The following is a 16,279-nucleotide window of genomic DNA, read 5'->3' on the forward strand; positions in this document are numbered from 1 at the left end:
ACCTACTGTACAAACTAAAGCAGAATTGTTGACACCTCGATTTTATTATAGAACCGCGCCAAATTTTCACCGCTCATTAGACATTTCCAACAATTGTTCTGGGGTAGGTATCCTGACAGCCCTTGACTTGATTTTTAGGAGATGTCTATTGAATAGTTGCTGCCGATGCCCGCAGGCGCAGGTACAATAAAACCAAATAAACATTCATCAACAGTCCGGCTAAAAATCCGAGTACATTAGCCACAAGCTTAGATGCTAGCAAATTTCCCGTCGAACTGATTAATAGGGCCATCAACAATATTGGCACGAAAACAACAAAAAGTATCAGAAAATACGATCGAAACACCAGCCACCAGCGCCCTTTAGTTAATTCCCAACTGCTGCTAAGACTGTCGATCACCGAAGAGTTATCAATGACGGTAGCGTACAATGAAAATATTAAGCGATATGATACATAAAGCCCGGGAATTATTAGTGCAATGCAGCCAGCGAACACCAGCAGGAAACACATAATATAAACCCCAATGAGTGGCAGCAATCTTCTGTTTGCTTGATTGAAAGCCTGACCCACAGTTACGTTATTTTTTGTCAAACTTCGGTAAGTGTAGAAAATCATGGCTCCCGACAACAAAGGAAGTGCCACGAACCAGTAGATAATATTGAAGGCAACACCTGCTGAACCTAGCTTGCCCAAACTATTGAGCGCGGCAAATATCAAACTGGGAGAGTTGATTATCAACAGGGGAGCGTATAGAGGCCCCGTAGTAGCAAATGTTTCTCGCAACAAGCTTCTGGCACTAATTCGTGGAGCTGTCATAACTTTTTATCCGGCTTTTGTAAGTTGATTTGAACAAATCAGACATTACTCGAAAAAGTTGCTAACAATAATGTTAGGTCATCATCGGTGCGTTCGGAAACGCGGGGCGATCGCAAAAATGACTCTAACTGCTGTTTCGCATCTTCCTCTTCTTTCCACTCGCCAGAAAACCGAAACAAAGGCGCAAAAAACGGCCCGTGCGGCGTGCCTTCCGGGATTTTGAGAGCTAGCATTTGCAAGCCGTCGGAAAAAACTGCCAAGTGCCGCAGTTTTTCCCGCAGTACCTGAAATTGCGCTGTTTCGATCGCATTCGGCGAAATCAAAAAGATGGTTTCGTTGATGTATTCGCCGCAGGGAGGTACAGTCAGGGCGATCGCATTTCCCGCACTGTCACCTGCTACCGCCGCACCGTCGCCGATTTGAGCCACTGCGATTAATTCCGGCGTAGCAACAACCGCAATTAAAGTGCAGGCTAAATCTCTCGCAGCCACTTCCCGCACAGCCGCTTCTGCTTCCACCTGCGCCCGCGCGACTTGCAGTGATGCTGTCAAGAATACTTGCCATTCGTCGTCATGTTGAGGCAGCCTTTCCTGTTGCTGGCAAATCGTTTCAACAACCGCTTCCACAGCAATTTTCGCCCCAACTTCTGCGAGTGCTGCCGAGCCCGCGCCGTCGGCAACTGCGGCTACCAAAACACCATTCGGCAAGAGACGCCAGCAGTGGGCATCTTGACAGGGCTGCGATCTTTTTTCGTGGCTCGTACCTATCACCGATGCCGCTACAACTTGCCAATTGAAGGATGAATTCTGCATTAATAACTCTTTAACTCAAAACTTCGTAAATTTACAACTATGCAAAGTCTGGACGGGTTTATTTATCCCTAATTAGGTGGCGATGCACACCACACCTTACTTATTATGTAGGGCTCCATGCACACCGCACCTTAGCGCTTGTCACTTACTAATGACCAATGACTTCCAACTAATAACTAAACAGTTCCCCATCCGGGTGGTGGCAGTGCTACTTGTTCATCAATTTTTGAGTGAGAAACTCTCTGCATACTAGCCGACAGCCAGATGAACATCTCTCTAAAGTCTAATCCTCTCAATTTTACAGGCGTGCGCTCGACAATTTGCGCGAGACGGGGGATATTAGCACCTTCCACTCCGACTGCAAAAAATGCTACGCGCTTGTTAGTTTCTTCCTCTTTAATCCGCTGTGCTGCTATTTCCACCACATCGTCGGATTCGCCTTGAGGTTCGCCGTCGGTAATCATGAATACCCACGGGCGGTAGTAGGTAATGCCGTTGTTGCGGTATTCGGATTTGCGGGCAGCAATGGTGTCTAGCGCTTGCTGAATGCCTGCGCCCATGTGGGTTTGTCCTTGAGCTGTCAGCAGTGGCGTCTCGAACTGGTCGGCGGTCACGAAGTCTTGCACGACTTTGATATGATTGTCAAATGAAATAATCGCGACTTCGACTCGCTTTTTAGCTAGTTCGTCTTTAATTAGGTCATTCCTAAAGATTTCCAGCCCCTCATTCAAGGCATCTATGGGTGCGCCTTGCATGGAGCCGGAGGTGTCCAGCAGGAGGACGCAGGGACAGCGCGGCTCTGGGTTTTCGGCAAATTCTACGGCTTCGTCTAGTCTCATGGTTCGGGGTTGACCTGGGAGTGGCTCGATTTCTAGGTTTGTTACTTTACTGTATCAAGTCAGTAACAAATTTAAGTGCAAATTGCTAGGGCGATCGCATTTTACCATTTACGTGAATCGATTTTAGATTTTTGATTGTATATTTTAGATTTGAGAATTGGATGTCTGCCGTCAAAAAAACAAATTTCTTCCGGCCTGTGGTAATATAGACTAATAGTATTACTGCAAAATAAGGATAAATCTTATGATTGCAACAGTCACACAGAAATTAACCTTTGACCAATTCCTTGTAGAATGTCCAGAAGATGGACTCTATGAACTGGTAAATGGAGAAATTGTAGAGATGAATTCTCCAAGAAATCATGATGATGTTGCTAATTTCCTGTTATTTGGCTTCAATGATGAAATCCGGCGACAGAATTTGAATTATGTAGTCAACACTAGAGCCGTTATCAGAACTGTAAGTAAAGCCGGCATCGAACAAGGGCGGAGACCGGATGTCAGCGTAATCGAGCCTGATTTGTGGCGATCGAACCGTTCTGCTTATTCTGCCTTACGAGAACCAATTCAATTGGCTGTGGAAGTAACATCAACAAATTGGGAGGACGATTATATAGACAAATTGGACGAATATCGGCGCCTCGGAATTCCTGAGTATTGGATTGTCGATTATTTAGCAATTGGTAGCAGGGAATTTCTGGGAAATCCCAAAATTCCCACTGTATTTGTCCACCTTTTAGATGCAGAGGGCAACTATCAAAGAAGCGCCTTCAAGGGCAGCGAACGGATTGTGTCGCGGACTTTTCCCGAATTAACCCTGACAGCAGAAGAGGTGATGAATGTTTAACTTCGGTTAATCCAGCTAGCCAGACTATTCTCCATAAAAAATAACTGAAAATATGAAATCTCTTTCTGATAAAAAACTTTCCGATCAAAAAGCTATTAGCCCTTGGAGTTACAAACCTTGGTGGTGTCAGCCTTGGTCGATTCTTTTAACTGGTACTAGCCTGATTAGCGGTAGTTGGTTTTTATTAAAAACTGTTTGGATAACTGTTTTAGTCGCGCTTCCTTTATTAGCTTGGATGGGTTTTTTCTTGTTAGTTTGGCCGAGGTTGATGCTGTCTAGCGGAGTTTTAGATTCTCATCCAGATTAGGTTTTGGTGGTGCACACCCTATGTTTAGGTTTTGGTGGTGTGCACCCTATGTTGTGGGTAAGGTGCGCGGTGCACACCCTACCTTTGAGTGTTTCGCAGTCTAGGTTTGCGGGTAATAGTCTTGAATTGCTTTTACTTCCATCGGGTGGGATTTGAGCGATCGAATTCCCGCTGCTGTAGCTTTGGCACCGGCTATTGTCGTAATAATCGGAATTTTGTAAGTCAAAGCTGTGCGGCGGATAAAGATTCCGTCGGCTCGGGATTCTTCGCCGGAAGGCGTGGTGATAATTAGTTGAATTTTCTCATTCTTGATCGAATCCAACAAATTCGGCCGCCCTTCGTGCATTTTCAATTCCAAATCTACCTCTAAACCTTGCTCTCGCAAAACTTTGCGTGTCCCGTGAGTTGCGACTACTCTGAAACCCAATTCTAAGAATTCCTTGACAACGGGTACAACTGCTAGTTTGTCCCGATCGCGCATCGAAACCAGCAGGGTTCCAAACAGCGGCATCATTTGTCCCGCGCCGAGTTGAGCTTTGGCAAATGCTTTGCCAAAATCGGTGTCAATTCCCATTACTTCGCCGGTCGATCGCATTTCTGGCCCTAACAAGGTATCAGCGCCCGGGAACTTAGCAAAGGGCAATACAGCTTCTTTTACCGAAACATGAGTGGGTATAATCTCTTCAGTAAAACCCAAAGCTTCTAGAGTTTTGCCAGACATGACTCGCGAGGCCATTTTTGCTAAGGGAACTCCGATCGCCTTGGACACAAAAGGCACTGTTCGAGAAGCTCGCGGATTAGCTTCCAAGATGAAAACTTGTTCCCCTTGAACAGCAAATTGAATATTCATCAACCCGATTACTTTCAGGGATTTTGCTAATTCTACAGTCCAGCGGCGGATTGTTGCCAAAGCTGCATCAGGAAGCGTTTGGTAAGGAATAGAACAAGCAGAGTCGCCGGAGTGGATTCCCGCTTCCTCGATGTGCTCCATAATACCGCCGATCGTCACATTGCCCGTAACATCGGCGATCGCATCTACATCAACCTCGATCGCGTTCTCCAAGAACTTATCAATTAAAATCGGATGATCGGGTTCTACTAGCACGGCATAGGTCATGTAACGTTCCAATTCCGTATCGGAATAAACAATTTCCATGGCTCGCCCGCCTAATACGTAACTCGGTCGCACCACTACCGGATAACCGATCCGTTGAGCTACTATTAAAGCATCCTCAAAACTGCGGGCTAAACCGTTAGCAGCTTGCTGAATATCCAATTCCCGCAGAATCTTTTCAAATCGCTCCCTGTCTTCTGCAGTATCAATGGAATCCGGCGAAGTTCCCCAGATTTTTGTTTGTACATCGGGGTGATTTTCCAGAGATTTTTGTAAAGGAACCGCTAATTTCAGCGGCGTTTGGCCGCCAAACTGAATAATTACTCCCTCTGGATTTTCGGCTTCGATGATGTTGAGAACATCTTCTTTTGTTAGCGGTTCAAAATACAGGCGATCGCTCGTATCATAATCCGTCGAAACCGTCTCCGGGTTTGAGTTGACCATAATTGTCTCAAAGCCGTCTTCTCCTAGGGAATAGGAAGCGTGACAGCAGCAGTAATCAAACTCAATTCCCTGACCGATCCGGTTCGGCCCGCCACCTAAAATCATCACTTTTCGTTTGGTGGAAGGCAAAACTTCCGACTCCGGCGCGAGACTGTGGCCTACAGGCGAAACTTTCTTTTCTTCATCGCCCAATTCCCAAATTGCCGCTCCCGCTTCGTAGGTGGAATAATAATACGGTGTAAACGCTTCAAATTCAGCGGCACAGGTATCGACTGTTTTGTAAATCGGAATTACGCCTAACTGTTTGCGGTAAGCGCGGACTTGATCTTCCGATGTTTTGGTGGCGTAAGCAATTTGGCGATCGCTAAAACCCAACTGCTTTACTTCAAACATTGTCTCTTTTGTCAACTGGTCCAACCGCGTTCGTTTCAAGAACTTCTCAGTTTCCAGCAATTCCTGCATTTTATCCAAAAACCAAGGATCGATTCCTGTAAACTCGAAGATATCTTCCACCGACATTCCCATCATCATCGCGTGGCGAACTGTAAAAATCCGATCGGGATTTGGCGTCCGCAATCCGGCGCGAATTTGTTCCAAACTCGGCAACTTTTCCGGTTTGTCGCACCCGAAACCTGCGCGGCCTGTTTCCAATCCCCGCAGGGCTTTTTGGAAGGATTCGTTGAAGCTGCGCCCGATCGCCATTACCTCCCCAACAGACTTCATTTGCGTTGTCAGAGTCGGTTCGGAACCAGGGAACTTTTCAAAGGCAAATCGGGGAATCTTCGTCACCACGTAGTCAATTGTCGGCTCAAAAGACGCCGGAGTTTTCTTGGTGATATCGTTGGAAATTTCGTCTAGGCTGTAACCTACCGCTAATTTTGCCGCCATTTTTGCAATAGGGAAACCCGTTGCTTTCGAGGCCAAGGCGGAGGAACGGGAAACCCGAGGATTCATTTCAATAACGATGAAATCTCCGTTGACAGGATTGACGGCAAATTGAATATTGGAACCGCCGGTTTCGACTCCGATTTCGCGGATAATTTTCACCGAAGCATCCCGCAGGCGCTGATATTCTTTGTCTGTAAGAGTTTGCGCCGGGGCGACGGTGATAGAATCGCCGGTGTGGACGCCCATCGGGTCGAGATTCTCGATCGAACAAATAATCACCACATTATCTGCCAAATCCCGCATTACTTCCAGTTCGTACTCTTTCCAACCAATCAAAGATTGTTCGATCAAAATTTGCGATACTGGACTGGCATCAATCCCGCCTTGGGCCATTTCTTCAAACTCTTCTTGATTGTAAGAAATGCCGCCTCCCGTACCTCCCATTGTAAAAGCAGGACGAATAATTAACGGATAACTGCCGATTTGGTGACCAATTGCTTTGGCTTCGTCGAGAGTGTTAGCAATTCCCGAAGGGCAAACTGCGACGCCAATTCGCGCCATCGCTTCCTTAAATAATAGCCGATCTTCTGCCATTTCAATTGCTGGCAATTTAGCACCAATCAACTCGACATTGTACTTTTCTAAAACGCCATTTTTAGCGACTGCAACTGCTAAATTTAGCGCAGTTTGACCGCCCATAGTCGGTAGAATTGCTTGAGGCCTTTCTTTAGCGATGATTTGTTCGAGGATGGCTGGCGTTAGAGGTTCGATGTAAATGCGATCGGCAGTTTCCGGATCGGTCATAATCGTTGCAGGGTTGGAATTGACCAACACTACTTCAAAACCTTCTTCTCGCAAAGCTTTGCAAGCTTGTGTTCCTGAATAGTCAAATTCGCACGCTTGACCGATAACAATTGGGCCGGAACCAATGAGAAGAATCTTTTTTAAGTCTTGACGACGGGGCATAGGTTCGTAATTAGTAATTGGACAAGGTGGAGGATTAATTTGATATTTTGCCTCAGTCTTAGAAACAGGCTTTCTGAGCTGTTCCCCCCAAAGCTTACTCAAAATAGTGCAAGTTTTGTTGTTAATTTGAAATTGTGCACCATTCTCAGCATTTTGGAAGCAGAACCTCGCAACTCCGGCTGACAGACACCCCCAGCTAACCAGAAATATTGATGAGAAAAGGGTGCGGTCGATCGGTAAATCAAGACTATTTTAAGTGTTGCGGTCAAATCGTGTTCTAAAATACACAATCCCGGTATTCCGCCTGATTAATCATTGTAGAGACTTAGGCCAAGGCGTGTCCTGACTGTGGGGAACGGATAAAATTAACCGGGTTGGATGATGAAATTTCCCCATCGCCCTCGGAGGATGTGACAATCGGAGATCCAGCCATGTAGCCGCAGCGATGGAGGACACGGCCGGGCCCCGTGTCCAAAGCGTGTCAACTTAAGCCCATCGTCCGCCAGTCCTCCCACCTGCCCGTCAGTCCGCCAGGGAATGAATTCCCTGTCTAATAGCTAAAGTCCTCTCTAAGAGGACTAATGAGTTTAAAAGTGTTCTTCTGAGTCCTCATAGCGAGGGCTTGAGTTTTGAGGAAGGGGTTTCAACCTCTCTCGGACTGAGGGTTTAACGTGTTTGTTGACAGGACGAAAGGCAGGGTGTCGTTTCCCTACCGTATTTCATCCTATTTTTAAGCTTTGCGCGATCGGCGAATGAGTACGCTAATCACTTGTCCCGGCTTTGCACCTCGCTGCGGCGGGCTCCAATCGCCGACGGCGGCAAATCCCAGTCGGTACAAGGTGTGGATGGTTTCTAACACGCCTGCGCGGGAACCGACAACCGTTATCCGCACGACTTCCTGTTCGGATAATGCTGAGTTGTCATTTGGACGATCGGACAAGTTATCGTCAGGTACGAATTCCTGTGACATAATATTGTCTCCTGGTTTTTGGTTTTCTAGGAAAACCCAAAAACCCAGCCGCCCCGCACGTTAACACAGAGCAGGGCGGCTACAGAGAGTGTTAAAATTCTCCATTAGCCTCCATACTGCTTACTCAGTTTGGCGGTTAGCTGTCCATTGCTGTTGGTAGCAGCTTTGGGCAGTGCAACTAGATTTTTGAGCGACGCGGGCTGCCTCCTCTGCAAGCAAAGCAACCTTAATTTCACAGCGTAGCCGCATAGGGGGGCCGCCGTCAATCGATTTAAGATTTTGGATTTTAGATTTTAGATTGAGATTTTTCTCCAACAACTCTCGCACTCTCCCCTTCTCCCACTCTCTCCCTCTCCCTCAATCCAACCTACTAGATGAGGGAATGCGCCGAGGAAGAGGTAAAATATGGAATCGTTCCAAAAGCTTAAAATCAAAAATCAAAAATAAAGATATGCCTAGAACACAAGTGCGAATATTCCGTGCACCTGCTGCTTGAGGGCAACCACATCAATTTTAGATTTTAGATTTTAGATTTTAGATTGTCCTCCAACAACTCTCCCTATCTCCTATGCCTAGAACTCCCAGCGAATATTCCGTGCACCTGCTGCTTGAAGGCGGCCACCGCGAAGAAATCCGTTTTTCAACGCTGCAAGATTTTCAACAGTGGTATAAAACTCTGGTTCCCAAACAAGATTCGTCAGAATTTGTTAATGTCCCGATCAAAAATATTCAAGGCGAATACATGGTAGTTCGGCCTACCAGCGTTCTCGCAATTCGCGTAGAACCGGTATTTACTTCTAGCGTCGAACGATACGATGAATAAGGAAAAGTATCAATTGAGTAGGAAAGATTGGAAATTGAGCAAGATTTTTCGCTATCAGCTATTAGCCATCGCCTGTTGCGTTTTGGCGATTGCTTTTTCGGTGCCCGCCGTTGCAGCCCCGCCACTGCAACCAATTAGTCTAAATCAATTGCAAGCTGGCGAGTCGGATGATCTCGCCTTTGACGCTCAAATCTGGGGCGAAAATGGCAAACCGGGCGATCGGGAATTGCTGTTAAAGTCGATCGACAACAGCCTCCGCTATCTCAATACATCGGCGGCCGCCACTGCTTACAGCCGCTATCCAGTCGCAGGAGTTACGCGCGATCGAGTTCGGCGTTCTCTCGATCGATTCCGCCAATTAGTTGTCAGTTCCACAACCCCTGCACAACTCCAGGAATCGGTCAAGCGCGAATTTGTATTTTACAAATCCACGGGCAAAGATGGCAAAGGAACAGTCGCATTTACAGGTTATTTCGAGCCGACTTACGCAGCATCTCGCACGCCTAATTCCGAATACCGTTATCCCCTGTACCGGATGCCGCCAAACATGGCATCTTGGCCGAAACCTCACCCGACAAGATTGCAATTAGAAGGCGAAGATGCTTTGCAGGCAAGTAAAGGATTGCTGCGGGGATTAGAATTAGTTTGGTTGCGCGATCGCTTCCAGGCATTTCTCGTGCACGTCCAAGGTTCTGCGAGATTGCAGCTAACAGATGGTAGCGTGATGACCGTCGGTTTTGCAGGCAAAACGAGTCACAGTTATACAGGAGTCGGGCGAGAATTAGTTAAAGACGGAAAGTTTACTTTAGAAGAGTTAAATTTGCCGAAACTAAGGGAATATTTCACCAACTTTCCCGGAGATATGAACAAATATTTGCCGAAAAATGAAAGCTTTGTATTCTTTCGGGATACTAATGGAGTTCCAGCCACAGGAAGCATTGGAGTGCCAGTAACTGCCGAAAGGTCGATCGCCACCGATAAAGCTTTAATGCCCCCTGGCGCACTAGCATTAATCAGTACAAAACTCCCTTATCCGAATGCGGCGGGACAACTCGAACAAAATGCGGTAAATCGCTACGTTTTGGATCAGGATACCGGCGGTGCAATCAAAGGTGCGGGGAGAGTTGACGTATTTATGGGAACGGGGGATTTAGCGGGCGATCGGGCTGGTTTTATCAACTCGACAGGAGAACTGTATTATCCGCTTTTAAAGTAGATTAATTCTACTTGATGTGATTGTTTGCTGTGCGTTGCAATCCCGGACACGGCAGTGCCGTGTCCCTATAGATATTATCGCCGACAATCTCTATGTAAATTGCTATAAAATAGAAAATACCCACCCTCCCAACCGCACAAATGCTAAACAAAATTTGGCAATTCTTCAAACGACTAATTCAGCGAATATTGGGAACCCAAACCCCGCCCACCCCGCCTTCAGAAAATACCACCATCCGCCCAACCTTAACTGACGCTGAATACGAGTCGAAATTCATGGAAATTCTCGAAGGAGTGAATGTCGGTTGGAGTCGCGGGGATGTAGCGGGATTCTTAATCGCAAGACGCCTTAAAGATGGTGAATTAGCGGCTTGGTTGCGACGGTTTGGGAAAAGATTGTTAGAGGGCGAACATGATGACACCGCTGCTACGGATGCGGTGGCATCGCTGCAGGAATTGGCGCAGCGGCTGGTATTGTTAGGTAGAATTGGCAGCGGGGAGTTGTCAGAGGTTGCGAGGCAAATTGGGCGGGAGATATTGACACGATTTCCGCTGCCGGAGGTTGAGGAGGAGGATACAAAGGGAAGGGTGATTGAGGCGGTGTTTGTTGGGGATGGTTTGGGTTTTTCTGGGGAAGTGAACCGCAGAGGCGCTGAGGGTGCGGAGGCAGAATCGGAAGTTAATGTAGATGCTGAGGCGTGGTGCGTTCGAGGGAATGAGCAGTATAATTTAGGAAGATTTGAAGAGGCGATCGCATCTTATAATCAGGCAATTGCTCTCAAACCAGACTATCACGATGCTTTGCACAACCGAGAGGTAGCGCAACGTAAGTTAGGCGAAATTAAATAGGCGAACTCGCTTTTATATACAATTTATACTAGGTATTGCGAGCGAGCTGATACTATTAATAATTAATGGTCGTTTTCGCGGCTAGTTATCATACATTTAAAAGAGAAGTTTGAGGACTTCAGTCCTCAGTACCAACTTAATTTGTAAGGTGTGTTAGGCGCACATACAATAGGTTTATACTATTAAAATTAGTCCCAAATTATTGCATCCAAAACCCACATCGAATGACACAAGTAATCGGCATTGACTTAGGCGGAACCGCAATTAAACTCGGCAGATTCGGCGAAGACGGCATTTGTCATCAATCCTTAACTGTTCCAACTCCTCAACCGGCAACGCCAGAAGCCGTTTTAGCTACAATGACCGATGCTATTTTACAACTGAATCCGGTCGAAAATGCTGTAAGTGCGATCGGCATCGGCACTCCAGGCCCCGCAGACGCCGCCGGCCGTATAGCCAGAGTAGCAATTAACCTCAAAAACTGGCATAACGTCCCGTTAGCTGACTGGTTGGAAGCTAAAACCGGACTGCCGACCATGTTAGCAAATGATGCCAACTGTGCCGGGTTGGGAGAAGCTTGGTTGGGCGCAGGCAGGCACTTTAAAGACCTAATTTTAATAACTTTAGGTACAGGAGTCGGCGGTGCAGTTATCCTAGACGGCAAACTATTTGTAGGTCATCAAGGCGCGGCCGGAGAACTAGGATTGATTACTATAAATCCCGACGGCCCGGAATGCAACAGCGGCAATCGCGGTTCTTTAGAACAGTACGTTTCGGTGCAAGCAATTCGCCGGGAAACGGGTTTGGAACCTGTAGAATTAGCAAATTTAGCCAAGTCGGGAGATGCCAAAGCTTTAGAATATTGGCAAAATTACGGGCGCTATCTGGGTATCGGTTTGGCAAGTCTCATTTATATTTTGACGCCGGAAGCTATTATTCTCGGCGGTGGAATTAGTGCAGGTGCTGAATTTTTCTTGCCGCAGGTTCGAGAAGAAATTGAGCGGCGGGTTCTGCCGAGTTCTCGCGAAGATTTGCAGTTATTGGTTGCTGAATTGGGAAATCAAGCAGGCATGGTAGGGGCGGCCAAATTAGCTTGGCAGCTTGTTCAATAGTTAAAATTTAAAAAAGCAGCGCATTTTACTGCGCTTTTTTCATATCTAAAATTACGGTGCAACCTAAGCACTTTAGCTCAAAAAAAATAAAATGAATGTGAGGAGTTACTCAACATAATCTCCCTTGATTGTTCATGCTTCTAACTAATGACTAATGACTAATGACTGCTTCATGGCAGAGATTGTCCAGTCGTATTTTTAATGTATTCCTGAATTTCTTGATAAGTTTCCGGGTTGCTTTGGCGGAGGATAACAATATTAGTTGCGCTGTCAGGCAGGCAAAAGCTTAGCCGACCGTTTTGTTCGCAAGCAAAAGAGCTAATTCGACTCATATCGATCGCAAATTCTTTGCGGTCATAATGAATTTTAATCCACGATCCTTTAGAATTGCGATCGATGGTTTTTTTGAGGTAATCGAGAACTTGCTTGTAAGCCTCATAATTGCCTTGGGGATTGAGGATAATCGGCTGACTGCTATTAGGCAGCCAAAAGGTGAGACGCTTGTTATCCAGTTCGCTAGAAAAAGCACTAATAGTGTCAAGGTCAATTATGTATGTACTTTTCTCATAAGTAATTTTGCTCCAATAAGCCACAAAGCCTCCTCAAACCTGTGTTTCCTGGTATTTTAGGATAGTTTGACAACTCATACCATTTTAGATTTTAGATTTTAGATTTTAGATTGGGCATGACTGATGACTATCAGGGTTTGGAACCTGCCTAAAGTGGCATTTTTTTTTACTGGTATCACCTTTGAAATCAAAGCTAAAAAGTTAAGTAAAAATATCAGCATTTTTACCATCTGCCTTCTGCCTTCTACCTTCTGCCTTTTGCCTTCTCCCTTCGGGTACTATCCCCCAACCCCTATGCTAGGGCTCAGGGGTGAGATTTTTCACGGGTTGAGAATGCTGCCCGATATCATGTCCGGTAAGTGCGACCCGAATCAAATCCGATTGTTGGGTTGGGCGGGTGAGAGTACGATGCATTGTCTGCCTGATTTTAATATGGTGTACTCTCACCCGCCCCTACAGACATCTAATATATCAGAACTAATCGATCGAACATGATATGAGATCAGTTTCCTGCAAGTTTCCCGGCCACCAAGTCGCGCCCCTCAGCTTCTAAAAAATCCTGATTTCCCTGCACGCTCGCCGCCTCGATAAACCCCTGAAACAAGGGGTGGGGGGCGCTAGGTCGAGATTGGAATTCGGGGTGAAATTGACAGGCTATGAAAAAGGGATGGTTGGGCAATTCGATCATTTCTACCAATCGGCCGTCGGGAGATGTCCCGGAGACTGCATAACCTGATTCTAAGAAAAGATTGCGGTAGGCGTTGTTAAATTCGTACCGGTGGCGGTGCCGCTCGTAAATCACTTCTTTCTGATAAAGTTTGAAAGCGAGGGTGTCTGGGTTGACACGGCACGGATATAAACCCAGCCGCATTGTACCGCCCAAATCAACTACATCTAGCTGTTCTGGCAATAAATTAATTACCGGATTTGCGGTATCTGGGTTAAATTCAGCGCTGTTGGCATCCTCTAGTTGGGCGATGTTGCGCGCCCATTCAATCACAGCACACTGCATCCCCAAACACAATCCCAAAAAGGGTATTTTATGGTGTTTGGCATATTCGATCGCGGCTATTTTGCCGTCTACTCCCCGAACCCCAAAACCTCCGGGCACAAGAATGCCCTTGATATCTTTGAGATAACTTTCGATGTTTCCCGATTCTAAATCTTCTGAGTTAATCCAGTGCAAATTCAGGTCGCAGCCGATCGAGATTGCTGCGTGCCGCAAAGCTTCGACCACCGAAAGATAAGCATCGTTCAACCGCACGTATTTGCCCACCAAAGCAATATCAATCTTGTGGTTAGGATTGTAAAGCCGCTTGACTAAGGTTTGCCACTGAGTCAAATCGGGGCGGCGCGGTTCGAGTTGCAGCAAATTGATGCTTTGTTCCGCTAAACCTTCCTGTTCCATCATCAGCGGCACTTCGTAGATACTTTTGGCATCTTGAGCGGTGATGACACATTCTTCGGGCACGTTGCAGAATTCCGACAATTTCTGTTTCATGCCCAAAGACAGCGGGCGATCGCACCGACAGACTAAAATATCTGGTTGAATGCCGATCGACCGCAATTCCTTCACCGAATGCTGAGTCGGTTTAGTTTTCATCTCCCCAGCCGAAGGAATCCAAGGTATCAGCGTGACGTGCATATACACAACATTTTGCCGGCCGACATCCTTGCGAAACTGCCGAATTGCCTCCAAAAACGGCAAAGATTCAATATCTCCCACCGTTCCGCCGATTTCCGTAATCACGACATCGGGATTAGTATTTTTTGCTACCCGATGAATTCGCTCTTTAATCTCGTTAGTGATGTGCGGAATCACCTGCACCGTACTCCCCTGATACTCGCCGCGGCGTTCTTTGTTGATTACCGCTTGATAAATGGAACCCGTGGTGACGCTGTTGAGGCGTGACATGGAAGTATCGGTAAAACGCTCGTAGTGCCCCAAATCCAGGTCTGTTTCCGCACCGTCTTCCGTCACGAAGACTTCTCCGTGCTGAAACGGGCTGAGAGTGCCGGGGTCAACGTTAATATAGGGGTCTAGTTTCAAAATCGAGACCGAATAGTCCCGCGACTTCAATAGGCGGCCCAACGAAGCAGCGACTATTCCCTTGCCGATGCTGGAAACCACGCCGCCGGTCACAAACACAAATTTGCTCATAGGATTTTCGACTTTAGATCTTTCTCATTTAAGAAGGTAACACTCAACTCTAAGAGCTAAAATCAAAAATTGTCCAGCAGTGTTTGACCATTTCTCAAATACGGCTGGGGATACGACGAGTAGCCCATTTGCTCGATCGGGCGGTTTGCGGGGGTTTTGAGTTCGTAGGCCAATTTCAAAACTGTTGATTGTTCATCAGTTCGCTTTGGGCGGATACCAGTCATATCAAATCCGTTAGCATCGGAATAGTAAATTCGAGTTCACTGTTGACTGTTGACTGTTCACGGCGTCAACAGTCAACAGTCAACAGTCAACCGTCAACATCATTCCGGTGTAACCGGAAATGATATCAAGGGCGATCGATCTTTTGAGAAAACCACCTTCACCCAGGCTTTTTTCCCTTCCTCACAAATATGTCTGCAACCGATCTGTCACATCTGACACACTGGCCAACTCTAAGACGGCCTCCCCTAAATTCTCTAATTGCTCAGCGGATAACTGACTGATGCGAGTTTGAATCTCCGACGACAACTGGCCGACACGGCGCTCCAACAGCCGCACAACTAACTCGAACTTTCCTTGTTTGATGCCTTGTTCGATCCCTTGTTCGATGCCTTGTTCTCTCCCGATTCTGGTAGCTTTGGTAATTGCACCGCGCTGGTCTTGAATAAAAATTTCTCGCCTTTCTAAATCTTCCAATTCATCAGGATCGAGATTCGCTTCATTCGCAATTGCAAAAGCCTGTCGGAGTTCCGGCACATTTCCCAACTCTTCGAGAACCGACCGTAAAATTTGAGCAGTTTTCATGAAATCTCTCCACTTATCTGTCAGCGTTTCTAACTCCTGTAATGTCTTGTCAAATTTTGGTAACTCAACAAATACAAGTTCAAATTTATCAGCGAGATAGTCGGTTAAAAAAGTTTTTTATTTGAAAACCAAGCGCGAAATCAGTGTTTCCAGATGCTCAAACATTTGAAAACCTGTAATCGCCAGAGCAATCACAGGGTTTAACAAGCTGTAACCGCTTCCTGTGCTTAGATGCAGCGAATAAGCTTTAGTAGCATTGTTGGATAAAATTCGCTCCTAAAATGACTATACATTCCCTACTTGCATTTCAATAGTTACCGTTTCGTTGCCATCAATCTTAGCTTTGACATCCAAGTAAGTATCTTTGAATCCTTTGATTTTTGGAGCCAAATAGGGGTCGATTATTTCTAAATTCTCGATGACTGGCTGTGCTTCGTAGAGCATGGCATTCAAGAAACTAATCAAAATGTCCTTAGTCTCAGCAGACCCGAAGATTTTTTCAAAGGCAAAGTGGGTTTTGGGATTAATAAAATTCATGGCAATTTCAATTTATTAGAGCTTGAGAGGTTGAGGTTAGAGTTATTTAATTATTTAACTATCAGACCATCTTATAGGTTGGGTTCGCGGACGATCGCCCCAACCGACCTCACCCAAATACGGATCGAGCGGCCGACAGCAGTCGCCCTGAGCAATCATGGCTTCGACAAAAGTTCCAGCGCCCAGTCCGCCCCTAGGCGGG

At 46.3% G+C, this 16,279-nt stretch carries 15 protein-coding genes and 1 pseudogene; 6 read left to right on the top strand and 10 right to left on the bottom strand.

Annotated elements, in window-relative coordinates; all coding sequences use genetic code 11:
- Positions 1-145 precede the first annotated feature (145 nt).
- The 3 genes from QUA71_RS04045 to QUA71_RS04055 all read right to left on the bottom strand — a co-directional run bounded on the left by QUA71_RS04045 (position 146) and on the right by QUA71_RS04055 (position 2,468).
- A complete protein-coding gene (locus QUA71_RS04045) occupies positions 146-817 on the bottom strand; it encodes a hypothetical protein (protein WP_333282457.1) in 672 nt (223 codons plus the stop codon).
- Between the two features lie 38 nt (positions 818-855).
- A complete protein-coding gene (locus QUA71_RS04050) occupies positions 856-1,629 on the bottom strand; it encodes a PP2C family serine/threonine-protein phosphatase (protein WP_333282460.1) in 774 nt (257 codons plus the stop codon).
- Positions 1,630-1,805: 176 nt separating this feature from the next.
- Positions 1,806-2,468: a VWA domain-containing protein gene (locus QUA71_RS04055; protein ID WP_190737639.1), complete on the bottom strand. Its 663-nt coding sequence runs from the start codon at positions 2,466-2,468 to the stop codon at positions 1,806-1,808.
- Between the two features lie 244 nt (positions 2,469-2,712).
- On the opposite strand from QUA71_RS04055, the gene QUA71_RS04060 reads away from it, so the two are divergent.
- Both QUA71_RS04060 and QUA71_RS04065 read left to right on the top strand, forming a co-directional pair.
- Positions 2,713-3,315, top strand: a complete 603-nt coding sequence (locus tag QUA71_RS04060; protein WP_333282463.1) for a Uma2 family endonuclease — start codon at positions 2,713-2,715, stop codon at positions 3,313-3,315.
- Positions 3,316-3,367: 52 nt separating this feature from the next.
- Positions 3,368-3,622, top strand: coding sequence for a DUF6737 family protein (locus tag QUA71_RS04065; protein WP_333282466.1), 255 nt, complete (start codon positions 3,368-3,370; stop codon positions 3,620-3,622).
- Positions 3,623-3,722: 100 nt separating this feature from the next.
- On the opposite strand, the gene carB is transcribed toward QUA71_RS04065, so the two are convergent.
- The 3 genes from carB to QUA71_RS04080 all read right to left on the bottom strand — a co-directional run bounded on the left by carB (position 3,723) and on the right by QUA71_RS04080 (position 8,331).
- A complete protein-coding gene (gene carB / locus QUA71_RS04070) occupies positions 3,723-7,034 on the bottom strand; it encodes a carbamoyl-phosphate synthase large subunit (RefSeq protein ID WP_333282582.1) in 3,312 nt (1,103 codons plus the stop codon).
- A 730-nt stretch (positions 7,035-7,764) separates the two neighbouring features.
- Entirely contained in the window at positions 7,765-8,004 is a 240-nt protein-coding gene (locus QUA71_RS04075; protein ID WP_333282469.1) for a hypothetical protein, read from the bottom strand.
- Between the two features lie 120 nt (positions 8,005-8,124).
- Positions 8,125-8,331, bottom strand: coding sequence for a hypothetical protein (locus QUA71_RS04080; RefSeq protein ID WP_333282472.1), 207 nt, complete (start codon positions 8,329-8,331; stop codon positions 8,125-8,127).
- 241 nt (positions 8,332-8,572) lie between these two features.
- On the opposite strand from QUA71_RS04080, the gene QUA71_RS04085 reads away from it, so the two are divergent.
- The 4 genes from QUA71_RS04085 (at position 8,573) to QUA71_RS04100 (ending at position 12,003) form a co-directional block, all read left to right on the top strand.
- Positions 8,573-8,827, top strand: coding sequence for a hypothetical protein (locus tag QUA71_RS04085; RefSeq protein ID WP_006635668.1), 255 nt, complete (start codon positions 8,573-8,575; stop codon positions 8,825-8,827).
- A 13-nt stretch (positions 8,828-8,840) separates the two neighbouring features.
- The gene (gene mltA, locus QUA71_RS04090) at positions 8,841-10,043 is read left to right on the top strand and encodes a murein transglycosylase A (RefSeq protein ID WP_445243747.1); all 1,203 of its coding nucleotides are present in this window, start codon (positions 8,841-8,843) and stop codon (positions 10,041-10,043) included.
- Between the two features lie 140 nt (positions 10,044-10,183).
- Positions 10,184-10,891 carry a tetratricopeptide repeat protein gene (locus tag QUA71_RS04095; protein ID WP_333282478.1) on the top strand — a complete coding sequence of 236 codons (708 nt, stop codon included), beginning with the start codon at positions 10,184-10,186 and terminating at the stop codon, positions 10,889-10,891.
- A gap of 224 nt (positions 10,892-11,115) precedes the next feature.
- The gene (locus tag QUA71_RS04100; RefSeq protein WP_333282480.1) at positions 11,116-12,003 is read left to right on the top strand and encodes an ROK family protein; all 888 of its coding nucleotides are present in this window, start codon (positions 11,116-11,118) and stop codon (positions 12,001-12,003) included.
- Between the two features lie 170 nt (positions 12,004-12,173).
- On the opposite strand, the gene QUA71_RS04105 is transcribed toward QUA71_RS04100, so the two are convergent.
- The 4 genes and pseudogenes from QUA71_RS04105 to QUA71_RS29195 form a co-directional block, all read right to left on the bottom strand.
- Entirely contained in the window at positions 12,174-12,596 is a 423-nt protein-coding gene (locus QUA71_RS04105) for a hypothetical protein (RefSeq protein WP_190658841.1), read from the bottom strand.
- 478 nt (positions 12,597-13,074) lie between these two features.
- Positions 13,075-14,733 carry a CTP synthase gene (locus QUA71_RS04110; RefSeq protein WP_190658845.1) on the bottom strand — a complete coding sequence of 553 codons (1,659 nt, stop codon included), beginning with the start codon at positions 14,731-14,733 and terminating at the stop codon, positions 13,075-13,077.
- A gap of 62 nt (positions 14,734-14,795) precedes the next feature.
- Positions 14,796-14,957 (bottom strand): hypothetical protein, encoded by a 162-nt coding sequence (locus QUA71_RS04115; RefSeq protein WP_333282487.1) that lies wholly within the window; start codon positions 14,955-14,957, stop codon positions 14,796-14,798.
- 181 nt (positions 14,958-15,138) lie between these two features.
- Positions 15,139-16,077 (bottom strand): annotated as a pseudogene (locus tag QUA71_RS29195) (Rpn family recombination-promoting nuclease/putative transposase).
- Between the last annotated feature and the right edge of the window lie 202 nt (positions 16,078-16,279).

Source organism: Microcoleus sp. MON1_C5 (assembly GCF_036701875.1).
Classification (GTDB): domain Bacteria; phylum Cyanobacteriota; class Cyanobacteriia; order Cyanobacteriales; family Microcoleaceae; genus Microcoleus.